The organism is Sulfitobacter indolifex, from assembly GCF_022788655.1.
Lineage (GTDB): Bacteria > Pseudomonadota > Alphaproteobacteria > Rhodobacterales > Rhodobacteraceae > Sulfitobacter > Sulfitobacter indolifex.
In genome coordinates, this window is record NZ_CP084951.1 from 2,962,807 (window position 1) to 2,989,323 (window position 26,517).

General features: G+C 57.4%; 20 protein-coding genes, 4 tRNA genes and 3 rRNA genes. 9 read left to right on the top strand and 18 right to left on the bottom strand.

Annotation, left to right across the window (positions count from 1 at the left end; all coding sequences use genetic code 11):
• Nucleotides 1-7: 7 nt before the first annotated feature.
• The 8 genes from aspS to DSM14862_RS14480 form a co-directional block, all read right to left on the bottom strand.
• On the bottom strand, nucleotides 8-1,783 hold the full coding sequence (aspS, locus tag DSM14862_RS14445) for an aspartate--tRNA ligase (RefSeq protein WP_007118016.1): 1,776 nt from the start codon (nucleotides 1,781-1,783) through the stop codon (nucleotides 8-10).
• A 255-nt stretch (nucleotides 1,784-2,038) separates the two neighbouring features.
• A tRNA-Met gene (locus tag DSM14862_RS14450) sits at nucleotides 2,039-2,115 on the bottom strand.
• Between the two features lie 224 nt (nucleotides 2,116-2,339).
• Nucleotides 2,340-2,454, bottom strand: a 5S ribosomal RNA gene (gene rrf / locus DSM14862_RS14455).
• Between the two features lie 121 nt (nucleotides 2,455-2,575).
• Nucleotides 2,576-5,409, bottom strand: a 23S ribosomal RNA gene (locus tag DSM14862_RS14460).
• A 409-nt stretch (nucleotides 5,410-5,818) separates the two neighbouring features.
• Nucleotides 5,819-5,895: transfer RNA gene (locus tag DSM14862_RS14465), tRNA-Ile, on the bottom strand.
• A 163-nt stretch (nucleotides 5,896-6,058) separates the two neighbouring features.
• A tRNA-Ala gene (locus DSM14862_RS14470) sits at nucleotides 6,059-6,134 on the bottom strand.
• 148 nt (nucleotides 6,135-6,282) lie between these two features.
• Nucleotides 6,283-7,746 (bottom strand): 16S ribosomal RNA (locus tag DSM14862_RS14475).
• Together the 16S, 23S and 5S rRNA genes with 3 tRNA genes alongside form the textbook arrangement of a ribosomal RNA operon.
• Before the next feature lie 860 nt (nucleotides 7,747-8,606).
• Nucleotides 8,607-8,682: transfer RNA gene (locus DSM14862_RS14480), tRNA-Trp, on the bottom strand.
• A 144-nt stretch (nucleotides 8,683-8,826) separates the two neighbouring features.
• On the opposite strand from DSM14862_RS14480, the gene DSM14862_RS14485 reads away from it, so the two are divergent.
• On the top strand, nucleotides 8,827-9,324 hold the full coding sequence (locus DSM14862_RS14485; protein WP_007118018.1) for a DUF892 family protein: 498 nt from the start codon (nucleotides 8,827-8,829) through the stop codon (nucleotides 9,322-9,324).
• A 165-nt stretch (nucleotides 9,325-9,489) separates the two neighbouring features.
• On the opposite strand, the gene tuf is transcribed toward DSM14862_RS14485, so the two are convergent.
• Together tuf and DSM14862_RS14495 are read right to left on the bottom strand one after the other, a co-directional pair.
• Entirely contained in the window at nucleotides 9,490-10,665 is a 1,176-nt protein-coding gene (tuf, locus tag DSM14862_RS14490) for an elongation factor Tu (RefSeq protein WP_007118020.1), read from the bottom strand.
• 162 nt (nucleotides 10,666-10,827) lie between these two features.
• The gene (locus tag DSM14862_RS14495; RefSeq protein ID WP_243254287.1) at nucleotides 10,828-11,406 is read right to left on the bottom strand and encodes a hypothetical protein; all 579 of its coding nucleotides are present in this window, start codon (nucleotides 11,404-11,406) and stop codon (nucleotides 10,828-10,830) included.
• Between the two features lie 125 nt (nucleotides 11,407-11,531).
• On the opposite strand from DSM14862_RS14495, the gene DSM14862_RS14500 reads away from it, so the two are divergent.
• A complete protein-coding gene (locus DSM14862_RS14500; RefSeq protein WP_007118022.1) occupies nucleotides 11,532-12,902 on the top strand; it encodes a cytochrome P450 in 1,371 nt (456 codons plus the stop codon).
• A 27-nt stretch (nucleotides 12,903-12,929) separates the two neighbouring features.
• Here DSM14862_RS14500 and DSM14862_RS14505 read toward each other — a convergent pair whose 3' ends face one another.
• Nucleotides 12,930-15,371 carry a DNA topoisomerase IV subunit A gene (locus DSM14862_RS14505; RefSeq protein ID WP_007118023.1) on the bottom strand — a complete coding sequence of 814 codons (2,442 nt, stop codon included), beginning with the start codon at nucleotides 15,369-15,371 and terminating at the stop codon, nucleotides 12,930-12,932.
• Nucleotides 15,372-15,583: 212 nt separating this feature from the next.
• Here DSM14862_RS14505 and DSM14862_RS14510 point away from each other — a divergent pair, with 212 nt between their 5' ends.
• From DSM14862_RS14510 to DSM14862_RS14535, 6 genes are all read left to right on the top strand, one after another.
• Nucleotides 15,584-16,282 (top strand): SH3 domain-containing protein, encoded by a 699-nt coding sequence (locus DSM14862_RS14510; RefSeq protein ID WP_007118024.1) that lies wholly within the window; start codon nucleotides 15,584-15,586, stop codon nucleotides 16,280-16,282.
• Nucleotides 16,283-16,339: 57 nt separating this feature from the next.
• Nucleotides 16,340-17,173 carry an SDR family NAD(P)-dependent oxidoreductase gene (locus DSM14862_RS14515; RefSeq protein ID WP_007118025.1) on the top strand — a complete coding sequence of 278 codons (834 nt, stop codon included), beginning with the start codon at nucleotides 16,340-16,342 and terminating at the stop codon, nucleotides 17,171-17,173.
• Nucleotides 17,174-17,230: 57 nt separating this feature from the next.
• A complete protein-coding gene (locus tag DSM14862_RS14520) occupies nucleotides 17,231-17,437 on the top strand; it encodes a twin transmembrane helix small protein (protein ID WP_007118026.1) in 207 nt (68 codons plus the stop codon).
• Nucleotides 17,437-18,009 (top strand): cob(I)yrinic acid a,c-diamide adenosyltransferase, encoded by a 573-nt coding sequence (locus DSM14862_RS14525; protein ID WP_007118027.1) that lies wholly within the window; start codon nucleotides 17,437-17,439, stop codon nucleotides 18,007-18,009. Before DSM14862_RS14520 ends, DSM14862_RS14525 begins: the two co-directional genes overlap by 1 nt.
• Nucleotides 18,010-18,174: 165 nt before the next feature.
• Entirely contained in the window at nucleotides 18,175-18,933 is a 759-nt protein-coding gene (locus DSM14862_RS14530; protein ID WP_007118028.1) for an electron transfer flavoprotein subunit beta/FixA family protein, read from the top strand.
• Entirely contained in the window at nucleotides 18,933-19,859 is a 927-nt protein-coding gene (locus DSM14862_RS14535) for an electron transfer flavoprotein subunit alpha/FixB family protein (RefSeq protein WP_007118029.1), read from the top strand. The genes DSM14862_RS14530 and DSM14862_RS14535 overlap by 1 nt, the downstream gene beginning before the upstream one ends.
• 79 nt (nucleotides 19,860-19,938) lie before the next feature.
• Here DSM14862_RS14535 and DSM14862_RS14540 read toward each other — a convergent pair whose 3' ends face one another.
• A complete protein-coding gene (locus DSM14862_RS14540; RefSeq protein WP_007118030.1) occupies nucleotides 19,939-20,772 on the bottom strand; it encodes a DUF6473 family protein in 834 nt (277 codons plus the stop codon).
• Between the two features lie 156 nt (nucleotides 20,773-20,928).
• Between DSM14862_RS14540 and DSM14862_RS14545 the strand changes: the two genes are divergently transcribed.
• Entirely contained in the window at nucleotides 20,929-21,804 is an 876-nt protein-coding gene (locus DSM14862_RS14545) for a 3-hydroxybutyryl-CoA dehydrogenase (RefSeq protein WP_007118031.1), read from the top strand.
• Nucleotides 21,805-21,883: 79 nt separating this feature from the next.
• On the opposite strand, the gene DSM14862_RS14550 is transcribed toward DSM14862_RS14545, so the two are convergent.
• From DSM14862_RS14550 to DSM14862_RS14575, 6 genes are read right to left on the bottom strand one after another with little or no spacing between them, the layout of a single operon-like run.
• A complete protein-coding gene (locus DSM14862_RS14550) occupies nucleotides 21,884-22,768 on the bottom strand; it encodes a lysophospholipid acyltransferase family protein (RefSeq protein WP_007118032.1) in 885 nt (294 codons plus the stop codon).
• Between the two features lie 34 nt (nucleotides 22,769-22,802).
• Nucleotides 22,803-23,072 (bottom strand): HPr family phosphocarrier protein, encoded by a 270-nt coding sequence (locus DSM14862_RS14555; protein WP_007118033.1) that lies wholly within the window; start codon nucleotides 23,070-23,072, stop codon nucleotides 22,803-22,805.
• Nucleotides 23,073-23,088: 16 nt separating this feature from the next.
• On the bottom strand, nucleotides 23,089-23,481 hold the full coding sequence (locus DSM14862_RS14560; RefSeq protein WP_007118034.1) for a PTS sugar transporter subunit IIA: 393 nt from the start codon (nucleotides 23,479-23,481) through the stop codon (nucleotides 23,089-23,091).
• Nucleotides 23,478-24,383, bottom strand: coding sequence for an RNase adapter RapZ (gene rapZ, locus DSM14862_RS14565; RefSeq protein ID WP_007118035.1), 906 nt, complete (start codon nucleotides 24,381-24,383; stop codon nucleotides 23,478-23,480). Before rapZ ends, DSM14862_RS14560 begins: the two co-directional genes overlap by 4 nt.
• The gene (locus DSM14862_RS14570) at nucleotides 24,380-24,808 is read right to left on the bottom strand and encodes an HPr kinase/phosphorylase (RefSeq protein ID WP_007118036.1); all 429 of its coding nucleotides are present in this window, start codon (nucleotides 24,806-24,808) and stop codon (nucleotides 24,380-24,382) included. The genes rapZ and DSM14862_RS14570 overlap by 4 nt, the downstream gene beginning before the upstream one ends.
• Nucleotides 24,809-24,826: 18 nt before the next feature.
• Entirely contained in the window at nucleotides 24,827-26,515 is a 1,689-nt protein-coding gene (locus DSM14862_RS14575; protein ID WP_007118037.1) for a sensor histidine kinase, read from the bottom strand.
• Nucleotides 26,516-26,517 lie beyond the last annotated feature (2 nt).

Consider the following 26,517-nt stretch of genomic DNA (forward strand, 5'->3'; position numbering starts at 1 on the left):
GACGGGATCACTCCTGTGGGATAACCCGCAGGCCCAATTCCATCAGCTGATCGCTTGTGGGCTCGCTAGGCGCATTCATCATCAGGTCTTCGGCGCGCTGGTTCATCGGGAAGAGGATGACCTCGCGGATGTTCGCCTCTTCGGCCAGCAGCATAACGATCCGGTCAATGCCCGCAGCACAACCACCGTGGGGCGGTGCGCCGTACTGGAAGGCGTTAACCATACCGCCAAAGCGCTTGCGCACCTCATCTTCGCCGTAGCCGGCGATCTCAAACGCTTTGAACATGATCTCAGGCTTGTGGTTTCGGATAGCACCCGACACCAACTCGTAGCCGTTGCACGCAAGGTCATACTGATACCCGAGCACCTTCAGCGGATCATCCAGCAGCGCGTCCATCCCGCCTTGCGGCATGGAGAATGGATTGTGCTCAAAGTCGATCTTTCCGGTCTCTTCGTCCTTCTCGTAGATTGGGAAATCGACGATCCACGCAAAGGCGAAACGGTTTTTGTCGGTGAGGTTAAGCTCTTCGCCAATCACGTTGCGGGCGCGGCCAGCGACAGCCTCAAACGACTTCGGCTTGCCGCCAAGGAAGAAGGCCGCGTCGCCAACGTTGAGCCCCAATTGCTGACGGATCGCCTCGGTACGCTCGGGGCCGATGTTCTTGGCCAATGGTCCGGCCGCTTCCATCCCATTGCCCTGATCGCGCCAGAAGATATAGCCCATGCCGGGCAGACCTTCTTTTTGCGCAAAGGCGTTCATGCGGTCACAGAACTTGCGGCTGCCGCCGGTGGGCGCGGGGATCGCGCGGATTTCGGTGCCGTCCTGCTCCAGCAGTTTGGCAAAAATCGCGAAACCGGAATCGCGGAAATGCTCAGAAACCACCTGCATCTTGATCGGGTTGCGCAAGTCAGGCTTATCCGAGCCATACCACAGCGCGGCGTCCTTGTAGGAGATCTGCTCCCAGGTCTCGTCAACTTTCTTTCCGCCGCCGAACTCTTCGAAGATGCCAGCGATCACCGGCTGGATCGTGTCGAACACGTCCTGCTGGGTCACAAACGACATCTCCATGTCGAGCTGGTAGAAATCGGTCGGCGAGCGATCAGCGCGCGGGTCTTCGTCGCGGAAACACGGCGCGATCTGGAAGTATTTGTCAAAGCCCGAGACCATCAGCAGCTGTTTGAACTGCTGCGGCGCCTGCGGCAGCGCGTAGAACTTGCCCGGATGCAGACGCGACGGCACGAGGAAGTCGCGCGCGCCTTCGGGGGAGGATGCCGTGATGATCGGTGTCTGGAACTCGCGGAAGTTCTGATCCCACATACGCTTGCGGATGGATGTCACCACATCAGACCGCAGAGTCATGTTCTTCTGCATCTTCTCGCGGCGCAGGTCGAGGTAGCGATACCGTAGACGCGTTTCTTCGGGGTATTCTTGATCGCCAAAAACCTGCAGCGGCAGTTCGGCGGCAGAACCCAAAACTTCGATTTCACGCGCGTAGACTTCGATCGCGCCTGTGGGCAGCTTGGGGTTAACCAAGCTTTCATCCCGCGCCTTTACGGTGCCATCGATACGCACGCACCATTCTGCGCGAACCTTCTCCATCTCGGCGAAAGCAGGGCTGTCGGGGTCGCAGATCACCTGGGTGATCCCATAGTGGTCGCGCAGGTCGAGAAACAGCACACCGCCGTGATCCCGCACCCGGTGTACCCAGCCGGACAGGCGCACATTATCACCCTTGTTCTCAAGGCTCAGATCGGCACAGGTGTGACTACGATAGGCGTGCATGATGGTCCCTTCCTAGGGCTAATTCAGGTTTCGCGCAGGTACACCGTTTGACGGTCGGGAAGTCAAGAGTTTGCTTCCAATAAGGTCTAATCAAACGGTAGTTGCCTTGCCTTCACGGTGGACTGAGCGGCGCATTGAGCGCCAGCGAATCGTAGTAAAGTGAGGCGGCAAGATCCAATTCGAAGCCGCGCAAAGACCGCCTTGGGCAAAACAAAAAAGCGCCGCAACCCATTCAGGTGCGGCGCTTTTTTGTTTTGGTTGCGGGAGTAGGATTTGAACCTACGACCTTCAGGTTATGAGCCTGACGAGCTACCGGGCTGCTCCATCCCGCGTCAATGCCCTCCGTTTAACCTTATCGCAGATGGGCTGCAAGGACATTCGTGCAGAAGATTGAGATTTTTCTTGAGATTTTTCCCGGGGCCTTTAGCTTTCGCATCTCGAAAACTTTGAGATAGGACCACCCCCCCCCAAACGCAAAACCGCCGCTGCGTGTTTTGCAGCGGCGGTTTTATATTTGTGTCATCGTTGAGAGATACTGATGTGAGGAACTTATTAGGTTTGGCGATGACCTACTCTCCCACGTCTTAAGACGCAGTACCATCGGCGCTACGGCACTTAACGGCTGGGTTCGGGATGGGACCAGGTGTTTTGCTCGCGCTATGATCACCAAACCAAATAAATTCCTCACGCGCTTTGGGCTGATGCGCAAAGCGTTGTTAATTCCAAGTCGAGTACAACTGATTGTATGTGTATGCTTTTGATTGATAAGTTGAAGTCTTGCTTCTACTGGATCAAATCAAGCCTATCGAGCAATTAGTACCAGTCAACTGAACGTGTTACCACGCTTACATCTCTGGCCTATCGACGAGGTGGTCTACCTCGGCTCTCAGGGATACCTTGTTTTGAGGGGGGCTTCCCGCTTAGATGCCTTCAGCGGTTATCCTGTCCGATCATAGCTACCCAGCACTGCTATTGGCATAACAACTGGTCCACCAGTGGATCGTTCACCCCGGTCCTCTCGTACTAGGGGCAACTCCTCTCAAGTATCCTACACCCACGGAAGATAGGGACCGAACTGTCTCACGACGTTCTAAACCCAGCTCACGTACCTCTTTAAACGGCGAACAGCCGTACCCTTGGGACCTGCTCCAGCCCCAGGATGAGATGAGCCGACATCGAGGTGCCAAACACTGCCGTCGATATGGACTCTTGGGCAGTATCAGCCTGTTATCCCCGGCGTACCTTTTATCCGTTGAGCGATGGCCCTCCCACTTGGGACCACCGGATCACTATGGCCGTCTTTCGACTCTGCTCGACTTGTCAGTCTCGCAGTCAGGCTGGCTTCTGCCATTGCACTCAACGAGCGATTTCCGACCGCTCTGAGCCAACCTTCGCGCGCCTCCGTTACGATTTAGGAGGCGACCGCCCCAGTCAAACTACCCGCCACACAGGGTCCCGGAACCGGATAACGGTCCGCGGTTAGACATCAAGCAGAACAAGGGTGGTATCTCAAGGGAGGCTCCACCGAGACTGGCGTCTCGGTTTCAAAGCCCACCACCTATCCTGCACATGTTCGGCCTAATGCCAGTGTGAAGCTGTAGTAAAGGTGCACGGGGTCTTTCCGTCTAACCGCGGGTAACCGGCATCTTGACCGGTAATTCAATTTCGCTGAGTCTATGTTGGAGACAGCGGGGAAGTCGTTACGCCATTCGTGCAGGTCGGAACTTACCCGACAAGGAATTTCGCTACCTTAGGACCGTTATAGTTACGGCCGCCGTTTACCTGGGCTTCAATTCAGAGCTCTCACCCCTCCTTTTAACCTTCAGGCACCGGGCAGGCGTCAGACCCTATACGTCGTCTTACGACTTCGCAGAGCCCTGTGTTTTTAATAAACAGTCGCCACCCCCTGGTTTGTGCCCCCAGCCTCTAGTTGCCTAGAAACCGGGCCTCCTTCTCGCGAACTTACGGAGGTATTTTGCCGAGTTCCTTCAACATAGTTCTCTCAAGCGCCTTGGTATTCTCTACCTATCCACCTGTGTCGGTTTAGGGTACGATCTAGCGATGGAGCTATTTCCAGGGACCTCTAAGCAGCCCATTCAATCCGATAAGGATGAACTACCCTCGAGATCCGTCACTTCCATCTGGCCCAGGAATATTAACCTGGTTCCCATCGACTACGCCTTTCGGCCTCGCCTTAGGGGTCGGCTTACCCTGCTCAGATTAGCTTTAAGCAGGAACCCTTGGATTTTCGGCGAGAGTGTCTCTCACACTCTTTGTCGCTACTCATGTCATCATTCTCACTAGTGATCTCTCCACCGGATCGCTCACGCGCCAGCTTCACAGAAAGCTCCTTGTGTCCAACTCACCCCGAAGGATGATAAGGACACATGGAACTATGTCACACTACGCTCTGCTACCATGCAATAAATGCATCCTCAGCTTCGGCTCATGGCTTGAGCCCCGTTACATCTTCGCCGCAAGACAACTTATTTAGACCAGTGAGCTGTTACGCTATCTTTAAAGGATGGCTGCTTCTAAGCCAACCTCCTGGTTGTTTTGGTCGTCTCACCTGCTTTCCCACTTAGCCATGAATTAGGGGCCTTAGCTGGAGGTTAGGGTTGTTTCCCTCTTCACGACGGACGTTAGCATTCGCCGTGTGTCTGCCGACTAGTACTCACCGGTATTCGGAGTTTGGTTAGGATCAGTAAGCCTGTGGGGCCCCATTACCCATCCAGTGCTCTACCCCCGGTGGTATTCGGTCGACGCTCTACCTAAATAGATTTCGCAGAGAACCAGCTATCTCCGAGTTTGATTGGCCTTTCACCCCTAGGCACAGCTCATCCCGATCTTTTTCAACAGATGTGGGTTCGGTCCTCCAATAAGTGTTACCTTATCTTCAACCTGGCCATGCCTAGATCACTCGGTTTCGGGTCTGATCCCACGAACTCAACGCCCTATTAAGACTCGCTTTCGCTACGCCTACACCTAACGGCTTAAGCTTGCTCGTGAGACCAAGTCGATGACCCATTATACAAAAGGTACGCTGTCAGGACGCAAGGTCCCTCCAACTGATTGTAGGCGTTCGGTTTCAGGTACTGTTTCACTCCCCTCGTCGGGGTGCTTTTCACCTTTCCCTCACGGTACTGGTTCACTATCGGTCAGTAAGGAGTACTTAGCCTTCGAAGGTGGTCCTCCGATCTTCAGACAGAATTTCACGTGTTCCGCCCTACTTAATACGTCCAATCATGCTTCTTATACGGGACTATCACCCACTCTGGTTGCGCATTCCAACGCATTCTAACCACACTCATGGCTCGGCTGGTCCCCGTTCGCTCGCCGCTACTAGGGGAGTATCATATTGATTTCCTTTCCTCCGGGTACTTAGATGTTTCAGTTCCCCGGGTTTGCCTTTTTAAGCCTATATATTCAGCCTAAAAATACCTGGTTTACCAAGTTATTAGCTGATCCGAAGATCAGTAATAACAAAGTATCAGGTGGGTTGCCCCATTCAGAAATCCATGGATCAAAGCTTATTCTCAGCTCCCCATGGCTTATCGCAGAGTATCACGTCTTTCATCGCCTCTTACTGCCAAGGCATTCACCAAACGCCCTTTTCGCGCTTGATTTGATCCAGAAAAAGCAAGACTTAGCGTCTCGCGCGAAGATCAGAAGCTGGTAAGAAACTGATCCTCTTATCCTGTATCAAAAGCATACTTTTACCCGCCCAGACTAGCGTCTGGACAAATGAGCGATGCAGATAGCGAACCGTCCGTGCAGGAGGCCCGCGTCATCGCTCTGGTTAGTGTACTTGACTTGGACAACATATTCGTTTCAGTCGCGATATGCCTGATAGGCCGAGGAAACAGCCATTCAAACACCGGCCCCGAAGGGCAGCAACCGAGATCATCCCCTAACGCGGGGCGATCAAACATGTTGTTAGTATCTCTCTTTACGATGTCAATTCGTCTGCGAAACAGACGTTCAAACACACTGTATGTGCTTGAAGGTATGTTCCGTGTGCCATCCGATGGGGGATGGTGGGTCGAGGAGGACTTGAACCTCCGACCTCACGCTTATCAGGCGTGCGCTCTAACCACCTGAGCTACCGACCCGGTGTGCGCCGGAGGCGCGCACGTCGCACAAACAGCATATTGCGAAGCAATGTGCGAGTTGTGCCAGCGTGTGATAGTAAGACCTGGTTTGTGGCTGGCCTGCCCTTCTCATCGTTGCTGCGCAACGACTGCCAGGGCGACGCCTTTTGCTCTGCAAAAGGCTTGGTGGAGCCTAGGAGGATCGAACTCCTGACCTCCTGAATGCAAATCAGGCGCTCTCCCAGCTGAGCTAAGGCCCCAAACTTTTGAGACCTACGCGTTCAGCGCAGGACCTATTTTCTGAAGAGATATGAGGACGGCTCGGTTCTAAATATGGCCGGCTTTGTATGCCGACCTGCTAAGTGTTCCATGAGATGAGCAAGCTCATCTGGCTAGGAACATCCTTAGAAAGGAGGTGATCCAGCCGCAGGTTCCCCTACGGCTACCTTGTTACGACTTCACCCCAGTCGCTGATCCTACCGTGGTCCGCTGCCTCCTCGAAAGGTTGGCGCACGGCCGTCGGGTAGAACCAACTCCCATGGTGTGACGGGCGGTGTGTACAAGGCCCGGGAACGTATTCACCGTGGCATGCTGTTCCACGATTACTAGCGATTCCGACTTCATGGGGTCGAGTTGCAGACCCCAATCCGAACTGAGACAGCTTTTGGGGATTAACCCATTGTCACTGCCATTGTAGCACGTGTGTAGCCCAACCCGTAAGGGCCATGAGGACTTGACGTCATCCACACCTTCCTCCCGCTTATCACGGGCAGTTTCCTTAGAGTGCCCAGCCGAACTGCTGGCAACTAAGGATGTGGGTTGCGCTCGTTGCCGGACTTAACCGAACATCTCACGACACGAGCTGACGACAGCCATGCAGCACCTGTCACTGCGTCACCGAAGTGAACGCCCGATCTCTCGGGTTAGCACAGGATGTCAAGGGTTGGTAAGGTTCTGCGCGTTGCTTCGAATTAAACCACATGCTCCACCGCTTGTGCGGGCCCCCGTCAATTCCTTTGAGTTTTAATCTTGCGACCGTACTCCCCAGGCGGAATGCTTAATCCGTTAGGTGTGTCACCGAACAGTATACTGCCCGACGACTGGCATTCATCGTTTACGGTGTGGACTACCAGGGTATCTAATCCTGTTTGCTCCCCACACTTTCGTACCTCAGCGTCAGTATCGAGCCAGTGAGCCGCCTTCGCCACTGGTGTTCCTCCAAATATCTACGAATTTCACCTCTACACTTGGAATTCCACTCACCTCTCTCGAACTCAAGACCAGGAGTTTAAGAGGCAGTTCCAGGGTTGAGCCCTGGGATTTCACCCCTTACTTTCTGATCCGCCTACGTACGCTTTACGCCCAGTAATTCCGAACAACGCTAACCCCCTCCGTATTACCGCGGCTGCTGGCACGGAGTTAGCCGGGGTTTCTTTACCAGGTACTGTCATTATCATCCCTGGCGAAAGTGCTTTACGATCCTAAGACCTTCATCACACACGCGGCATGGCTAGATCAGGCTTGCGCCCATTGTCTAAGATTCCCCACTGCTGCCTCCCGTAGGAGTCTGGGCCGTGTCTCAGTCCCAGTGTTGCTGATCATCCTCTAAAACCAGCTATAGATCGTAGACTTGGTAGGCCATTACCCCACCAACTATCTAATCTAACGCGGGCCGATCCTTCTCCGATAAATCTTTCCCCCGAAGGGCGTATGCGGTATTACTCACCGTTTCCAGTGGCTATTCCGCAGAGAAGGGTACGTTCCCACGCGTTACTAACCCGTCCGCCGCTAGACCCGGAGGTCTCGCTCGACTTGCATGTGTTAGGCCTGCCGCCAGCGTTCGTTCTGAGCCAGGATCAAACTCTCAAGTTGAAAAGCTATTGCTAGCTTATCCTTGACGTCGAACCTCTGCACATCGACCTGTACCCCTTACTGAAAGATACAAGCCATTCTCTGCTTGTTGTGCTTGAGACTACAAAGTAGTCGAAAGCCGTCCAAACAGTGAAGCTGACACTCTATCATCGGCCGAAGCCTAAGAGCGCGATATACAGACGTTGATCCATCGAATGAACCAAACCGCCCACATATCTCTTCAGATATCAAATTTTCAAACAGCGTTGAGACAAAAGAAACTGAGATGCGCCCTATCTTCTTGGCGCGCCCCGCCTCTAGTACCTCGAATTTTCCCGCCTTACCGAACCAAACTTCCGCGTCTCCGCTTCCGTCCGCCCCGTCTGGCGCCCCGTTGGTGCATCTCTGCGCCGCCGGTATGGGGGGTTCTAAGGTTAGTGGCCCAGACCCGCAAGCAGAAATTTGAGAAAAGGCGATATTTCTGGGAACTTATCCGTAACTCACTGTTTATAAAGCGGATTTGAGAATTTCAGAAGCTATCGTTAGCCCCCTGCCCCCGCTACATCGCTATAAGAAGGCGCCGAATAAGGGTGAATCAGTGGCGATTCACCAGAACCGAACGAAGATTACGAGTCGCGTTAGAGAGACTCGCCTTAAGCCATCCGCCAAGCGTTCCGCGGAGACATAAGCGTAGCAGTGCTATCTGCTTTGGCGCGAATCCGATCCGGGCGGCGTGGCTACCAGTGTGTCGGACCGCCCCAAAACATAAGGAGCCAACCTGGCTCAGACCGTCAAAGCAGCGGCCAGCGGAACTACATCCACAATACAACGAGCGATCCACCTGAGGAGCGCTTGTTCGTTACAATATTACTGAGAGAGTGTGGCAGGGGCTGAGGGACTCGAACCCACGACCCTCGGTTTTGGAGACCGATGCTCTACCAACTGAGCTAAACCCCTATGCCGGGGGTTTGGGTAGTCGCAAAAGGCCGGCGGATCAAGAGCAGATCTGACCTTTCGGGCCGATATTCATAACTGATTGGAACATTGAGCGCCCGGCTCACGTTTTCTCGTCGAACCCAGCCCGAAATTGGAGGACGACCGATGACGATGAATAGCCTTAAAGATGTCTACACCGACCAACTGCAAGACCTCTACTCTGCCTGCAAGCAATCCCTCGAAGCGACCAATGCTCTGGGACGTGCTGCTGAAGACAAAGAGTTGTCGGAAGCGTTAATCGACGGAAGCAACGGAATCGCCAAGGGAATGGATGTGTTGAAGTCCATCTGTGCCAAACACGACCTGGACCCAGATGCCGAGCATTGCCACGGCATGGAGGGCCTCGTGAAAGAGGCTCATAAACATGTGCTGGAAGAAGACTTTGGCGATAGCGATACGCGCGATGCGATGATCATCACTCAGTACCAGCGGATGGTGCATTATGCACTGGCCGGTTACGGCTGCGTTGTGGCCTTTGCCAACCGTCTTGGCGAGGATGAAGACGGCGCGCAGCTGCAGCAGCAGCTTGATCATACCTACGATGGCGACCGCCGCATGACCGAGATTGCGACAAAGGGTGGTGTGAACGCAGACGCGGCATAAGCACGATTGGCAAGAATGAACGCAGGCCGGCTCATCGAGAGCCGGCCTTTTGTATTTTTCGGGCTTTGGTCGGCGGGGGCGCCCACCACAAAACGCAAAAGGCCGCAGCAGATGCTGCGGCCTTTCGAAAGTCTTACAGGTCAGGCCCAAAAGCCCGGCCAATAATCACTCAGTGATCTTCGACACAACACCAGCGCCAACTGTACGGCCACCTTCGCGGATCGCGAAGCGCAGACCGTTTTCCATGGCGATCGGTGCGATCAGCTCAACGCCGAAAGACACGTTGTCGCCGGGCATAACCATCTCGGTGCCTTCTGCCAGCTGAACGGTGCCGGTCACGTCAGTTGTACGGAAGTAGAACTGCGGACGGTAGTTCGCGAAGAACGGCGTGTGACGGCCACCTTCCTCTTTGGTGAGGATGTAGGCTTCGGCTTCGAACTTGGTGTGCGGGTTCACGGAACCGGGCTTGCAGAGAACCTGACCGCGCTCAACGCCGTCACGCTCAACGCCACGCAGCAGCGCGCCGATGTTGTCGCCAGCTTCACCACGGTCCAGCAGCTTGCGGAACATTTCCACACCTGTACAGGTGGTTTTCTTGGTGTCGCGGATGCCGACGATTTCGATTTCGTCGCCAACGTTGATCACGCCACGCTCAACACGGCCCGTCACAACGGTACCACGGCCAGAGATCGAGAACACGTCTTCGACGGGCATCAGGAACGGCTGGTCAACGGCACGCTCAGGTGTCGGGATCCATGTGTCGACGGCTTCCATCAGCTTGCGGATGGAGTTCTCGCCGATCTCTTCGTCGCGGCCTTCCATGGCTGCCAGAGCGGAGCCGGGCACAACGGGGATGTCGTCGCCGGGGTACTCATAGGAAGACAGCAGCTCGCGGATTTCCATCTCAACCAGCTCAAGCAGCTCTTCGTCGTCGACCTGGTCAACTTTGTTCATGTAGACAACCATCGTCGGGATGCCAACCTGACGGCCGAGCAGGATGTGCTCACGCGTCTGGGGCATTGGGCCGTCGGCGGCGTTCACAACCAAGATCGCGCCGTCCATCTGAGCGGCACCGGTGATCATGTTTTTCACATAGTCAGCGTGGCCGGGGCAGTCGACGTGTGCGTAGTGACGTGCTTCGGTTTCATACTCAACGTGTGCGGTCGAGATGGTGATGCCACGTGCCTTTTCTTCGGGCGCGCCGTCGATCTGGTCATACGCTTGGAAGTCACCGAAGTATTTGGTGATCGCCGCGGTCAGCGTGGTTTTACCGTGGTCAACGTGGCCGATTGTGCCGATGTTGACGTGTGGCTTGTTACGTTCAAACTTTGCCTTTGCCATGGTGGCGCCCTTTTATTTGAGGGGCCCCAACGGGGACCCGAACCCTATCTGGCGGGCGATGTATTGGGTCTGGGCGGTAAAATCAAGCGGGACTTGCACCTTGGGGTCACTTAAAGCTTGCCCTCCCTGATCCCCGAACGATCTCCGACGCCGAGGCTAAGGTTATTTGTCCTCTGGCGCAGAGGCCGAAGCCACCGCCACACCGCCGTTGAACCAGCCCTGCTCGCGGTTTTGCTTCACAAGGTAGTTCTCAATAGACTTGGCCGCATTCTGGCTAAGGTTCTTTAGCTGCTCTTCGGCAGATTTTGTATAGCCGGACCCAACGACGGGCCCTTGATCGAAGGATTCGAACACGGTGATCTGATGTGGCTCGGAGTTCAGTTTTTTGTTCTTGGCGTCGTCCCAAACGGTCAGATTAAGGATCAGAATGGATTTGGGCGCAAAGAACAGCGGGACACCGGGCTGCGCCAAGACATAGCCTTCGACGCTGATGCCAAAGTGATAGAAACGCTCGCCGTCATAGCGGTCAAACCGCTCGGCGGTTGCGGCCTGAACGGCAGCGGCCAGTTCATCCTTGCTGACCTCACGGCTGAGCGGGCCTTTCTGGGCCTTGGGGGCCACGACAATATTGTGGTGCAGGTTAAAATCGCCGAGCGGGGTCGGCGCGTCGCCCAAATCGGATGCGCCATTACAGGCGGCCAGCGTCGCAACAGTCATCAGCACAGCAAGAACACGGATCATCGGCACATCCCTCGGGGCGTTAATATCGGCAAAGGGGTAGCTGATGGCCAAAGGCGGCGCAATCATTTGCCGCAGTTGCGCCCCTGCCGTCCCGCCCTATCTTGGCTAAGAGTGAGGACATCATCATGGCTCAGCCAACACAACCGCCCCGCCCCCTGCCCGTGCGCGTACCCCTTGTCACCGAACCTGTCGGTCTGCTTGGTAGCCTTCAAATGGCCCGGCGCAATGTGCTGAGCATTATCCCTAAGATCGCCACAACGCAGCCCATGGTGTCGGGCAAGACCGGCAAACGCTGGCATATGGTGATGGACCCGGGTGCGATACGGCACGTCTTATTGGATCGGCTAGAGGACTACCCCAAATCAGATGTAACTAAGAACCTGCTGCGCCCGGCCATTGGCGACTCTCTCTTTATTGCGGAAGGCGCGCACTGGCGCTGGCAACGCCGCGCGGCGGCCCCGGTGTTTTCGCAGCGCAATGTGCGCAACCTCGCCCCCGTGATGACAGATGCCGCCGCCCGCGCCGCTGACCGGATTGCCGCCGCAGGGCCGCGCGCGGTCAATATGCTCGACGAGATGGTCACCACCACTTTCGACGTGATCGGCGATGTGACCTTTTCCGGCGATGGCACCTTTGACCGCGACAAGGTGCATGGGGCGATTGACGATTATATCGCCGAAGCTGGCAAGATCAGCCTGTTCGACATTTTGGGCTTTCCCGATTGGCTGCCGCGTCCGGGGCGGATGATGTCGGGCCAAGCGCTGAAGCAGATGAAGGCCATGGCCGACAGCGCCATCGAGGCCCGCGTCGCGCGTGGTCACGAGGGCACGCCCGACCTTCTGGATTTGCTCCTCGAAGGCGTCGACCCCAAGACCAAGCGCCAGATGAACACCGCTGAGTTGCGCGACAATCTATTAACCTTCATCGTCGCGGGGCATGAGACAACGGCACTGACGCTGGCGTGGTCGATGTATCTGATGGGGTTCGATCAAGACATGCAGGCCCGCGCCCGCGCTGAGGTGCAATCGGTTCTCGGCAACCGCCCCTGCACTGGCGAAGACGTGGATGACCTGCCGTTAATCCGAATGATCGTCGACGAGGCGCTGAGGCTCTACCCCGCTGCCGGGATCATCTCGCGCACCGCGCAAAAGCACGACACGCTCTGCGACCGCGAAATTCGACCCGGCGACACCGTGATGATCCCGATCTACGCGCTTGGCCGTAATGAATTGCTCTGGGACGATCCCGACGCCTTCCGCCCCGAACGTTTTGCAGACCGTAAGGCGATTGACCGCTATGCCTATCTGCCCTTTGGCGATGGACCGCGTATTTGCATCGGGGCGAGTTTCGCGCTGCAAGAGGCGGTGATCATCTTGGCCACGCTGCTCGGGCGGTTCAAGTTCACCCCCGTGCCCGGCAAAGACCCAAAGCCAGTGATGATCCTGACCCTTCGGCCCGAAGGCGGCGTGTGGATGACGGCAGAGCCGCTGAACTGACCCCACTGCAAAGCGGGGCCAACGGGATCAGTTGAATTTATTGTCGCGCGGGAAGCCACGCGGCGCCATGCGACCGGAACTCGCGCGTTTGCCGGTCCATTCCGCCAGATCGGCCTCGGTGCGCGTGCGCCCTGCGGGGTCTTGCCAGCTTAGGCCCGCGTCGCGCGTAAAGGTGGTGGCATCCGACAGCCCGCCATCTTTGTATTTCTGCAACCGCACACCCTTGCCGCGCCCCATTTCGGGCAGCTCATCAAGACCAAAGACCAGCACTTTGCGGTTCTCGCCGACGGTCGCCACACTATCACCCGACACAGGATGACAGACCAACGCCGCGACACCGTCGCCGCGCACGTTCAACACCTGCTTGCCGCTGCGGGTCTGCGCCACGACCTCATCCTCGGGCACGACGAAACCATCGCCAGCGGAGGACGCCACCAGCAACTTGCGCCCCGGCTGATGAATAAACAGGGACACGATCTGCACCTCATTGGGCAGATCGACCATCAATCGCAGCGGCTCGCCCATGCCGCGCCCGCCGGGCAGATTGGCGGCGGAAACGGTGTAGAAACGCCCGTTCGAGCCAAAGACCAGCAAGCGGTCCGTCGTTTCCGCATGGAAGATGAAACGCGGGCCGTCGCCATCCTTGAACTTCAACTCGCGGTTCAGGTCGATATGGCCCGTCATCGCGCGAATCCAGCCCATCTGCGAGCAGACCACTGTAATTGGCTCGCGGTCGATCATTGCCTCAATCGGCACGTCCTCAACCTCGCCCGCCGTCTCAAAGGTACTGAGACGCTGGCCGCGTTTGATCCCGTCGATGACCCAATCCTTGCCAAACTGCTTTTTCGTCGCGCGCAGTTGGTCGGCGATGGTGGTCCATTGCAGGTCTTCATTGTCGAGCAGGTCTTCTAGCCCCGCGCGTTCCGACATCAATGTGTCACGCTCTTTCACCAGCGCATCTTCTTCCAACCGCCGCAAAGACCGCAGACGCATGTTGAGAATCGCTTCGGCCTGCACATCCGAAAGACCGTTTTCCCGGCCCGCATAGCTGTGCGGCACGGCGCGGGTGTCACCGCTTTCAGTCAGCACACCCGTCGCCTGCGCTTCGGCATCGGCGATCACCGCCAGCTTGGACACATCGACACCCGCGAGCGGCGAAATATAGGCGGCTTCATCCATCGCGCGGGCCAGCGTGTCTTGATGCACCCGGCTCCAGTCCTCATACATCAAGGCGGCTTTGGGGTCGTCATCATAGCGGATGATCTCGATCACGCGGTCGAGGTTCAGGAAGGCCGTAATCAGGCCCTGCAACACTTCAAGCCGATGGTCGATCTTGTCCATCCGGTGCCGCGAACGGCGCTGAAGCACCTCGCGCCGGTGGTCGAGGAAGGCGCGCAGCACTTCTTTCAACGAACAAACCTTGGGCGTCTGCCCGTCGATCAACACGTTCATGTTGAGCGAGAAACGGACCTCAAGATCGGAGTTGCGGAACAACATCCCCATCAGCACAGCGGGATCGACGTTTTTCGAGCGTGGCTCGATAATCATCCGCACGTCTTCGGCAGATTCGTCGCGCACATCGGCGAGGATCGGTATCTTCTTGGCTTGAATCAGTTCGGCGATCTTTTCGATCAGCTTGGATTTCTGAACCTGATAGGGGATTTCGGTCACGACAATCTGCCACGCACCGCGGCCAAGGTCTTCGACCTCCCAACGGCAGCGCAAACGGAACGAGCCGCGACCCGTCCGGTAGGCATTGGCTATATTCTCAGGCGGCTCGACAATCACGCCCCCGGTGGGGAAGTCAGGGCCGGGCACGTAATTCAGCAGCGTCTCATCACGCGCATCGGGTGTCTTGATCAGGTGAATACAAGCGTCGCACAGTTCGGCAATGTTATGCGGCGGGATGTTGGTGGCCATGCCGACAGCAATCCCCGACGAGCCGTTGGCCAGAAGGTTGGGGAACTGCGCGGGCAGCACAACAGGTTCGGTCAGCGTGCCATCATAATTTTCACGATAATCGACAGCGTTCTCGTTCAGCCCTTCCAACATCGCCTCAGCGACCGCTGTCATCCGCGCTTCGGTATAGCGCGAGGCAGCGGGATTATCGCCGTCGATATTGCCGAAGTTACCCTGACCGTCGACCAGCGGATAGCGGACGTTAAAGTCCTGCGCCAAACGCGCCATCGCATCATAAATCGCGGCATCGCCATGCGGGTGATAGTTCCCCATGACATCGCCCGAAATCTTCGCCGATTTACGAAAGCCACCCGTTGATGACAGCCGCAGCTCGCGCATGGCAAAAAGAATGCGGCGGTGGACTGGCTTCAACCCGTCGCGTGCATCCGGCAAGGCACGGTGCATGATCGTGGACAGCGCATAGGTCAGATACCGCTCACCCAAGGCGCGGCGCAGCGGCTCGGACAGGTCATTCGGATCGAGTTCTGGGGGTGTGGTTGTGTCTGACATGACGGGTCTTTTAGCCAACCGCGGCAGGGCGGGCAAGCGACAGATTGTTCAGAATCAGCCAGACGAATTCGCCGCTGTCACGGTTTCAAGTCAGAAAATAGCAATACTTTTTCTCTATGCGAATTCTTGCCAATTGGATTTGAACCATTCGCGAAGTTCCGCGTTGGTCTCTCAACAGAGACATGGTTTTGACAAGGACGAGGAACAGCACAATGAAACGCTTCATCTTTTTGACATTTGGTTTCATGGGCTGGGCTTTCTATGAGATGAGCGGCGGGGCGGATTTTGTACCTGCAGGCCCACAGATGGCGAGCGCTGAAGCCACAGGTTCGGGCCTAATCGCCAGCGCAAATGCCGCGACATCTTCCTCCAGCTTGGTCACCGCTGCTGTCGCCAACGCAGCACGTAAGTCGGAAACCTCAGCAACCCCCATTGCACGAAAAGCGCAAGCGCCTGAGGCCGTCGCAACCCGTGTGGCGCTGAACCTGACCACTTTAAGCGACCTGCCTCAGGCCAACAACTCGATGGTGCAAAAGGCCGTTGCTACGTCAGACGACCGCGCCGGTGCTAAAGTTGTAAAGGCCAAAGTGGTTAACGCTAGGCCGATGATCCAAAACGCATCCTATTCGGTCACAACTGCAAATGCGCCTGTCGTTGTTCCTAGCCTGATCAATTCCAACGATAACAGCGCAACCTATGTAAGCACCACGCAGGCCGACATTCGCAAGGTAAACGGCACACGCGTCAATGTTCGCGGTGGCCCCGGTACCGATTTCGGTGTCGTCGGCAAGCTGGCCAAAGGTGACGCCGTTGAAGTTGTTGAAGACAATGGCGCAGGCTGGGTACGGTTCCGCAGCGTAGACGGCGCAGAATCCGGTTGGATGGCCGACTTCCTGCTCAGCAACGGCTAACTTGCCAATCCTATAGCATCGCGCGATGAAGGGCCTTTCAATTGAAGGGCCCTTTGCATGTCTGCGACCCGTTCCATCCTTATCACCGGCTGCTCCAGCGGCATCGGCTATGCTGCCGCGCATGGCATGCGCGCGCGGGGTTGGCGGGTCTTTGCGGCCTGCCGCCAACAGGAAGATTGCGACCGTCTGGCCGCCGAAGGCTTCGACGCGCCGCGGCTGGATTACACGGACGAAACCAGCATCCAATCCGCGCTTGCCCAGGTGCTGGAACAGACCGGCGGCACATTGGACGCGGTGTTCAACAACGGCGCTCATGCCACGCCCGGTTTGGTCGAAGACCTCCCCACCGATGCACTGCGCGAAATTTTTGAGGCCAATTTCTTCGGTTGGCACAGCCTGACACGCTCGGTCATCCCGGTGATGCGTGCACAGGGCCACGGGCGGATTGTGCAGTGTTCCTCGGTTCTTGGCATGGTCGCTATGCCATGGCGCGGCGCCTATAACTCCACGAAATTCGCGCTCGAAGGGCTGACGGACACGCTCCGGCTTGAGATGCGCGGCACCGGGGTCGAACTGATCTTGATTGAGCCCGGCCCCGTCACCTCCAAGCTGCGGACCAAGGCAATCCCACGCTTCGAGCGTTGGATCGACTGGAAAAACAGCCCCCGCGCGGCGGAGTATGAGGCCACCATGCGCCCCCGGCTCTATGATGACAGCGGTAAGAAAGACCGGTTTGAGCTTTCCCCCGAAGCGGTGGTCGAAAAACTGGCCCATGCCGTCGAATCCCCCCGCCCTCGCCCGCGCTATTTCGTCACAACACCCACTCACATCGCCGGTGTTTTACGGCGTATCCTGCCGACGCGTGCGTTGGACTGGGTCACCAGCCGTTGATTTTGGTTGCGCGACTGCGCCGCGCCGCTACATCTCGGGGCAACGAAAGGACAGCCCATGCCAAATGATCCGTTTTTCGTGATCGTCCTGATCTCCGTCGTGGCGGTTGCCGTTGTGCTTATGATGGGCCTCGGTGGATTTGCCACAGGGGGCAAATTCAACAAGCGCAACGCCAACAAGCTGATGCGCTGGCGGATCATCGCCCAGTTTATCGCCGTGCTGCTGATCTTGGCCTATGTTTATTTCCGAGGGGGGACGATCTGATGGTTGTGCTTAACAAAATCTACACCCGTACCGGCGACAAGGGCACCACCGCGCTTGGCAATGGTGACCGTGTCGCCAAACATGACGCGCGGGTGGAGGCCTATGGCACTTCGGACGAATTGAACTGTTTTGTCGGCGTAGCACGGCTTGAAGCGACCAAAGACACGGACGACGCATTGGCACGCATTCAGAACGATCTCTTCGATCTCGGGGCCGATCTTTGCCGCCCTGATATGGAGGCAGACCGCGACGCTGAATACCCGCCTTTGCGGGTCACCCAAGAACAAGTCGATCGCCTTGAGCGTGAAATCGACGTGATGAACGCCGAGTTGGACCCGCTGCGCAGCTTTATCCTGCCAGGTGGCCGCGCGCTGGCCGCGCACCTGCATGTCTGCCGCACCGTGGCGCGCCGCGCCGAACGGCTCGCGGTGCTGCTGTCCGAACAGACCACGATCAACCCCGCCACCGTTACCTATTTGAACCGTCTCAGCGACTGGTTCTTTGTCGCCGCGCGTATGGCCAATAACGCGGGCAAGGAAGACGTGCTCTGGGTGCCGGGTGCGAACCGCTGAAAAATTAGCGCTAACGGGAGAAAAACCGGGAAAACGCCGCGTTCAAATCTGTCGAACTGCCGATTTTGGCCTGTTTTGATCCGATCCGCTTCGTTACACCCGTCTAGAGAATTAGGGAGACCGGGCCAACCAGCCCGCGTCACAAACTGAGGAGAGAGACCGCTCATGAAGGTACTGGTGCCTGTCAAACGCGTGATCGACTATAACGTGAAAGTTCGTGTCAAAGCGGACGGATCGGGTGTTGATCTCGCCAATGTGAAAATGTCGATGAACCCCTTCGACGAAATCGCCGTCGAACAGGCGATTCGTCTGAAAGAAGCCGGTCAGGTCGAGGAAATCGTCGCCGTCTCCATCGGTGTTAAGCAAGCGCAGGAAACCCTGCGCACCGCGCTCGCCATGGGTGCTGATCGCGCGATCCTCGTGATTGCTTCGGACGATGTGCACAAGGACATCGAGCCGCTGGCCGTTGCCAAAATCCTCAAAGCCATCGTCGACGAAGAGCAGCCGGGCCTTGTGCTCTGCGGCAAACAGGCGATCGACAACGATATGAACGCCACTGGTCAGATGCTTTCGGCACTGATGGGCTGGTCTCAGGCGACCTTCGCTTCTGAAGTCACCATTGAAGGCGACAAGGCGAAAGTCACCCGCGAAGTCGACGGCGGCCTGCAGACCATCGAGGTCACCATGCCGACCGTGGTCACTGTGGACCTGCGCCTCAACGAGCCGCGCTATGCGTCGCTGCCGAACATCATGAAGGCTAAGAAAAAGCCGTTGGATGAAAAGACTGCCGAAGACTACGGTGTCGATGTCTCTAACCGCTTGGAAATCGTCAAAACCGTTGAGCCTGCCGAGCGTGCCGCTGGCATCAAGGTCGGTTCGGTTGACGAGCTTGTGGCGAAACTCAAAGAAGCGGGGGCTGTGTAATGGCTGTTCTTCTGATTGCCGAAATTTCCGATGGCGAATTGTCCATGGACGCGACTGCCAAGGCGGTGACCGCTGCCAAGGAACTGGGTGAAGTCACCGTTCTGGCCGCAGGCAGCTCTGCTGCAGCGGCTGGCGAAGCGGCCTCCAAGATCGATGGCGTTTCCAAGGTGCTGGTTGCCGAAGACCCGATGCTCGGCCACCGTTTGGCCGAAGCCACCGCCGCGCTGATCGTGTCGCTGGCTGCTGACTACGACCACATCGTCGCCCCAGCTACGACCGACGCGAAGAACGTGATGCCCCGCGTGGCTGCACTTCTCGACGTTATGGTGATCTCGGATGCCTCCGGCGTTGTCGATGCGGACACGTTCGAGCGCCCAATCTACGCCGGCAACGCGGTACAGACTGTGAAATCCACCGACTCTAAGAAAGTCATCACCTTCCGCACATCGACCTTTGATGCTGCGGGGACCGGTGGCTCTGCATCGGTCGAGACCATTTCGGCCGCCGAAAACCCCGGCCTGTCCACTTGGGTCGAAGACAAGGTTGCTGAATCCGACCGCCCCGAGCTGACAAGCGCAGGCGTGGTGGTCTCCGGCGGTCGCGGTGTCGGGTCCGAAGAAGACTTCGCGCTGATCGAGAAGCTGGCCGACAAACTGGGTGCCGCCGTCGGTGCCTCGCGCGCAGCGGTCGATTCGGGCTATGCGCCGAACGACTGGCAGGTTGGTCAGACCGGTAAAGTTGTCGCCCCCGATCTCTATATCGCGGTTGGCATCTCTGGTGCGATCCAGCACCTCGCCGGGATGAAGGACTCCAAGATCATCGTCGCGATCAACAAAGACGAAGAATCGCCGATCTTCCAAGTTGCCGATTACGGGCTGGTTGCCGATCTCTTTGACGCGGTGCCTGAACTGATCGAAAAGCTGTAAAGCTCTTCACGTGAAACACCAAAGGCCCGCCAATCTCGGCGGGCCTTTTTCATTGTGTATGGTCTTTTCGTCGCGCGGCTTAGCACATGCTTTGAAGCGCATCAGATAATGCGGCAGCGGCATTGGCATGGGCCATAGGGCCCAGCATTTCAGACGCGGCCTGCGTCTCAAGATCGCTTACCACCATTCCGGCGACTGGCCCGGCAGAAGGATCTTTGGGAGACACAACTTCAACCTTGACGGTCGCATGAAGCGCCACCGATTCCAGCATTTCACGGGTCACGAAGAGCGGGTCATAGCCAAGCTCCCCCACCGGCTGATCGGCTGCGGCCACAGGCGGTCGATCCGCCAACCAAAGCAACAGTGTCCGCCCCTGTATCTGGCCCAACATCAGCCGCATCCGCGCCAGCCATGCCTGCTGCAATTCAGTGCGAACCGCTTCAAACCGCTCAGGCGAGACCTGGATGAGATGGGTCAGCATGTGACGATTAAAATGAAACTCCGAAAAATCCACTTCGCGGAAGATTGTCTGCAAAAGAGCAGAAGCGCCGACAAAGCGGTCATTCCGGCGCCGATGAACCGAATAGAAACGATTGGTCATATTCTGCGCGCCCATGACCTGTACCACCGTTACATCCGCCTGCGATGCGGCCTGTGCGACGAAGGGGTCATGCGCAAAAGCATCAATCCCGGCGTTGGGAAAGCCAAAGTTTACGCAAGTCTTACCAATCTCTGCCTCAACCCGCGCCGGAAAAGGCTGCTCAATGTATTTGCCATAGGTTTCTGTACCGCCGAGAAAGGCAATATAGGGCTCTTCCAACCTGCGGCGGGGGCCGCGAAACATCAGCTTTGAGGTGCCATAGCGACATGGCAGATAATCGAGAGGCTTCGGCCCCAGTGCATAATAGGTCATAAACCCACCTTTATTGTTCACCCACGGCCAGATTGCACAGCAGGACCTGCGATTCTCTTAACGGTCAAATTTACCGATATATTTCGCAATCAGCTGCCCTTGCGGCACCCCCGCCACGCGCCCTATTGTGCGCCGAACATAAGCAAAGGACAGGCCATGGACATCCAGACAATCGGTATCGTGGGCGCAGGGCAAATGGGCAACGGGATTGCCCATGTCATGGCGCTGGCAGGCTATGATGTGCTGCTCAACGATGTCAGCGCCGATGCGCTGGCCAAGGCCATGAAAATTGTCACTGGCAATCTAGACCGCCAAGTGAGCCGCGAAAAAATCGCCGCTGCCGACCGTGATGCCGCGATCGCACGGATCACCACGACGCAGACGTTGAGCGATCTGGGGCAAACCGACCTAGTCATCGAAGCGGCCACCGAGCGGGAGACCGTGAAGCAGGCAATCTTTGAAGACCTCATCCCACATTTGAAGCCGACAACGATTCTCACCTCCAACACGTCGTCAATTTCCATCACTCGATTGGCCAGCCGTACCGACCGGCCGGAAAAATTCATGGGTTTCCATTTCATGAACCCAGTGCCCGTGATGCAATTGGTCGAATTGATCCGTGGCATCGCCACAGACCGCGAGACCTATGATGCCTGCAAGGCCGTGGTTGACCGGCTGGGCAAAACCGCCGCTTCAGCCGAAGATTTTCCCGCGTTTATCGTCAACCGGATCCTCATGCCGATGATCAACGAGGCGGTCTATACCCTCTATGAAGGGGTCGGCAATGTAGAGTCGATCGACAGCTCAATGAAGCTGGGGGCCAACCATCCAATGGGACCGCTGGAGCTGGCCGATTTCATCGGTTTGGACACCTGCCTCGCGATTATGAACGTGCTGCATGATGGGTTGGCGGATACCAAGTATCGCCCCTGCCCGCTGTTGACCAAATATGTCGAAGCCGGTTGGCTGGGCCGCAAAACGCAGCGCGGGTTCTATGATTACCGTGGGGAAAAGCCGGTGCCGACACGCTAAATGGCAGCGTCGTTGGGGGCGCTGCCCCCATCGCACCAAAGGTGCGATTCCCCCGCGGGTATTTATAAAAGGATGAAGATCAGTCGGTGAGCGCCAGAGTGTGAGCGCGCAGCCATGCCATGAAGCCGCGCGGGTCATCCGCCCAGCGGTCGATCTCTTGCTGGCTGAGAGGATGGCCAACGATTGGCCCTTGGGGCTTATCGCAGGCATGCGCGATTTCATGTAGCAAAAGGCCTTGGCGCAGCATTGGGCTGATCTGATTGGCGATCTGATAGGCACGACTGTTCTGCCCGGGGAAGCGCATTGGCACCACCTGGGCGCCGGAGCGGCGGATCATTTTGGCGGTAAAGACGTTCCATTCAGCCTCAACCGCGGGGCCCCACCAACTCTCAGATGAGGCGACAACACCTGAGGGAAAAAGCGCGACCACGCCGCCATCTTTAAGATGGGCCATGGCCTTGGCGCGCATCTCCACGCCTTTGCGCTGCGCATCAGGATCATGAGGGAACGGCACCGGGATCATGTAACTGCCTGCCACCTCGTCGATCGAGGTGAGCAGCGACCGGGTAAGAATCCGATAATCGGGGCGGACACGTCCGATGAGATCGGCAAAAATCATACCGTCGACCATGCCATGCGGGTGGTTCGCGACCACCACCACCGGCCCGTCTTTGGGGATGCGGTCAAGTTGTTGCTGAGGGGTGGTGAGATTGATTCCCATGGTATCGAGTGCGGCGCGCCAAAACGCTTGGCCAGAGGGGGTGCCACGCTGTTCGAACTTACGGATCAGCCGGAGAATTTTCAGCTTTCCGGTGAAAAGTTCCATTGCCGAAATGACCCGCGCTTTCCACGGATCATCAAAGGTTGAGGCATAGGAGAGGCTGCGGCGGTCGTATTTGGTGAATGTCACCGTACCGTCGCCCGTCTGGGCCTTTTGGGCCGCCATCTTTTGCGCGTCGTCCATGCAGTTGGAGGATCCTTTTTCCCGCCTCAGGAAGCTAGTATCCCTCGCCGAACTTATCCGCCACGAGGGCAGTCAAAGCGTCGGCCAAGGCCTCGGCATCGGGGCCAGAGGTTTGAACGTCAATTGAAGTGCCCCGCGAAGCGCCAAGCATCAGCAGCCCCATGATACTGTCACCCGAGGCCGACATGCCATCTTTGCTGACCTCTGCGCGGGCGTCGAATGCCTCCACCACCTCTACCAATTTGGCGGAGGCGCGCGCGTGCAAGCCTTTTTCATTTACGATTTTAAGAGAAAATTCGGGCATGACGTCTGGGGGCCTTCTAACCTGCGCTGACATTCTGGCTGTCGATGTACTTCTTACCAGCTTCGAGCGCCGCACGCACGGCATCGGGCACATCCATTTGCCGCGATTTAGCGAGTTTGATCAACATTGGCAGGTTCGCGCCATAGATGATCCGACGGTTTTCCGGGCGGCAGGCCAAAAGGCTTAGATTTGACGGCGATCCGCCGAAGAGGTCGGTAACAACCACGACACCTGCGCCCTGGTCCACCTCATTGGCGGCGGTGCAAATCTCACGCTCTTTGTCGGCGCGGTCATGATCGGGCTCAATGGCGATAGCACGAACGCCGAACTGGGACCCCACGACATGTTCGATCGCCGCAAGATATTCTTGCGCCAGCCCCCCATGTGCGACGATGACGATCCCAATCACAGCTTGCTTCCTTCACGATGCTGGCGGTCTAGCTCACGGTGCCTAATTGACACTTGCCAGCCCTGCTCTGCAAGGCGCAAAGCGTGGTCTTCCGCCATAGCGACCGAGCGGTGTTGCCCGCCGGTGCAGCCGAAGGCGATGGAAATATGTGATTTGCCTTCTTCACGGTAGGCGGGGAGCAGCAGCAAGCTCAGATCGAGCACTTTGCCGGCGAAGTCCGTGTAGCGCTTATCGCCTGCCACATGGGCCGCGACGGCCGCATCCCGACCGTCGCCGCTGCGCAGTTCGGGCACCCAATAGGGGTTTCGTAGGAAGCGGCAGTCATGCACGACGTCGACGCCACGCGGCAGGCCGCGTTTGTAGGAAAAGCTTTGCACCGACACTGTGAGATGGCGCTGCCCGCCGGGGGCAAACCATTGCTCGACTTCGGCGCGCAGTTCATGAACGTTGAGCGTTGTCGTGTCGATCAGCACATCGGCACGGGCGCGGATCGGATGCAGCAGCTCCTGCTCACGGGCGATACCGTCGGCCGGGCGATCGGCGGGCGCCAACGGGTGGCGACGACGCGTCTCTGAAAAGCGCTGCAGCAGCACATCGGGCGCGCAGTCTAGGTAAAGCAGTTCCGCACTCCACCCCGGTTCCGCAGAAAGCCGACCCATCAACTCTAGCACACCCTCGGTTGAGAAATCGCGGTTTCGCGGGTCGATACCAAGGGCGATTGATTGCGCATCGCCGGGTCGGTCCAGCAGCGCTGGAAGCAGTCGCAGTGGTAAGTTGTCGATCGCCTCAAACCCTGCGTCTTCCAACACGTTGAGCGCAGATGAGCGCCCGGCGCCCGATGGGCCGGTGACAAGGACCAAACGCCGGGCCGCGCGGTCTGTTGATGATGTTTGACTGGTCAATTCGGTTCTTTCACACCTGATATATACAGATGAATTGCTGCCGGAAAATGAGCGCTATCGCATTTGTGAAAACAGGGCAATGTGACACCCTGTACCTGATGTGAATGGCGCTCCGGAAGGCGCTGGATTTCGGTGTGGGCTAGATCAACGACAAGGGACAGGGGCACCGGACCGTGATCCTCAAGCCGTAGAATTCCAACATACCGCGCCTCAATAAGCCCACGAATATTTTCGGGAACGCTCGCGATCACCTCGTCCCCACTGCGGACTACATCGGTGCGGTCATCCGCCACCAACTTGGCGCCGAGAGCAAGCAGGTGCAACGCGAGCGCAGATTTACCGGCCCCCGAAGGGCCAAGGATCAGCACTCCCCGCCCGTCGATGGCGACACAACTGGCATGCAGATTGTCGGGTTTGATAGTCATTTCTCGGCCTCAAGCCGCTTAGGTCGGCAGACCCACAACAAAACGAGCGCCGAGAGGCTCAGAGGTAATGTCAGCCTCAGTCGGGCGGATGTTCTCGGCCCAAATTACGCCGCCATGAGCCTCAACAATCTGCTTGGAAATTGCGAGGCCAAGACCGGAGTTATTGCCGAAATGCTCTTCCGGGCGCTGCGAATAGAACCGTTTGAAGATTTTGCCAAGCGCTTGCTCGGGGATGCCGGGGCCGGTGTCTTCGACCACGATCAGCACACGGTTGGCCCGTTTACGTGCCCAAACGCGGATCGCATCGCCGTCTTCGCAAAAGGAAATCGCGTTGGTGATGAGGTTCACGAAAACCTGTGCCAAACGTGCCTCAAGCCCATGCACGGTGATCGGCGCGGCGGGCAGATCGGTGATGAAATCGATGCCCTTGGATTTCGCATCTTCGCCCAGATACTGGCCAAGGTTGCCAAGCATTTGCAGCAGATCGAAGGGTTCTTCCTCTTCTTTGACCAGCTCTGAATCGAGCCGAGAGGCGTTGGAAATATCGCTCACCAGCCGGTCAAGCCGGCGCACGTCATGTTCGATGACATCAAGCAGTTTTTCCCGCTGATCATCGCGTTTTACCAACCTCAGGGTGCCCACGGCGGAACGCAGTGATGCCAGCGGATTCTTGATCTCATGTGCCACGTCGGCGGCGAATTGTTCATTTCCATCAATGCGGTTGTAGAGTGCCGATACCATCCCGCGCAGTGCACCGGAGAGGCGGCCAATTTCATCAGGGCGTGCAGTCAGATCGGGGATGCGGATACGGCCCGGGTTCATCTTGCGCGCGTCTTTGTCGCGGCCCAATTCGGCAGCCGCGGACAGGTCAGCCAGTGGGTTGGCGATGGTCGACGCCAGCACAAGGCTAAGCCCGATGGAAACCAATGTCGCGATGACAAACATCTGCAATACGCGCTCACGTTCGCTGCGCACCAGACGGTCAATCTCTCCCGCGGCGCTGGCCACGGCGACCACGCCGACTGGGGTGTCGCCCTGCATGATTGGCGTGACCACACTGAACAATGTGCCGCCTTCTATATCAAGGGTACCTTCAAAGCGGGTGCCTCCTGTGACACTGGCCCCGACAATACTGCGCAACTGCTCTTCAAGCGGGGGGGCAGAGGCGACTTCATCGGTATTAAAGGGGGCCGAGACGCGGTCCCAGAGCCAGTTCAACCCGTCATTGAGCAGCGTCCGCTCCCCAGCTTCGGAAGCCGCAAGCGCTTCGGCCACGGTGAGGCTGCCCGCTGTGCGCGCAACAAGCGTTTCCGCTGGGTCGTAGACGAAGACTTCGATGCCGCCGCGCAGGTCCAGCCCGTTAAGTGTGGCCACCACATCGACACCATCGCCAGTGGTCAGGTTCACCGGCGCGCCCACGGGAAGCTGCGCTTCGATGACATCAGCGATCAGTTCAGTTTCTGAAACCAACGCCGCCGCACGTTGCAGCGCCAGACTGTCGCGCGAGGAGTTGAGGTACAGGATGCCCGCAACCAACACGCTGAGCGCGATAAGGTTGAAGGTTATAATCTTGCGCGTCAGCGGCGAGGCCCGGAGCGAGAACAGCCCCCGGCGTTCTCGCTTGACCCGAATTTCACCCGGCGCGGCACTGTCGGGGGTGACCCAATCGTCCCCCAATACTACATCACCATCCCTGCCAGCAGCCATGT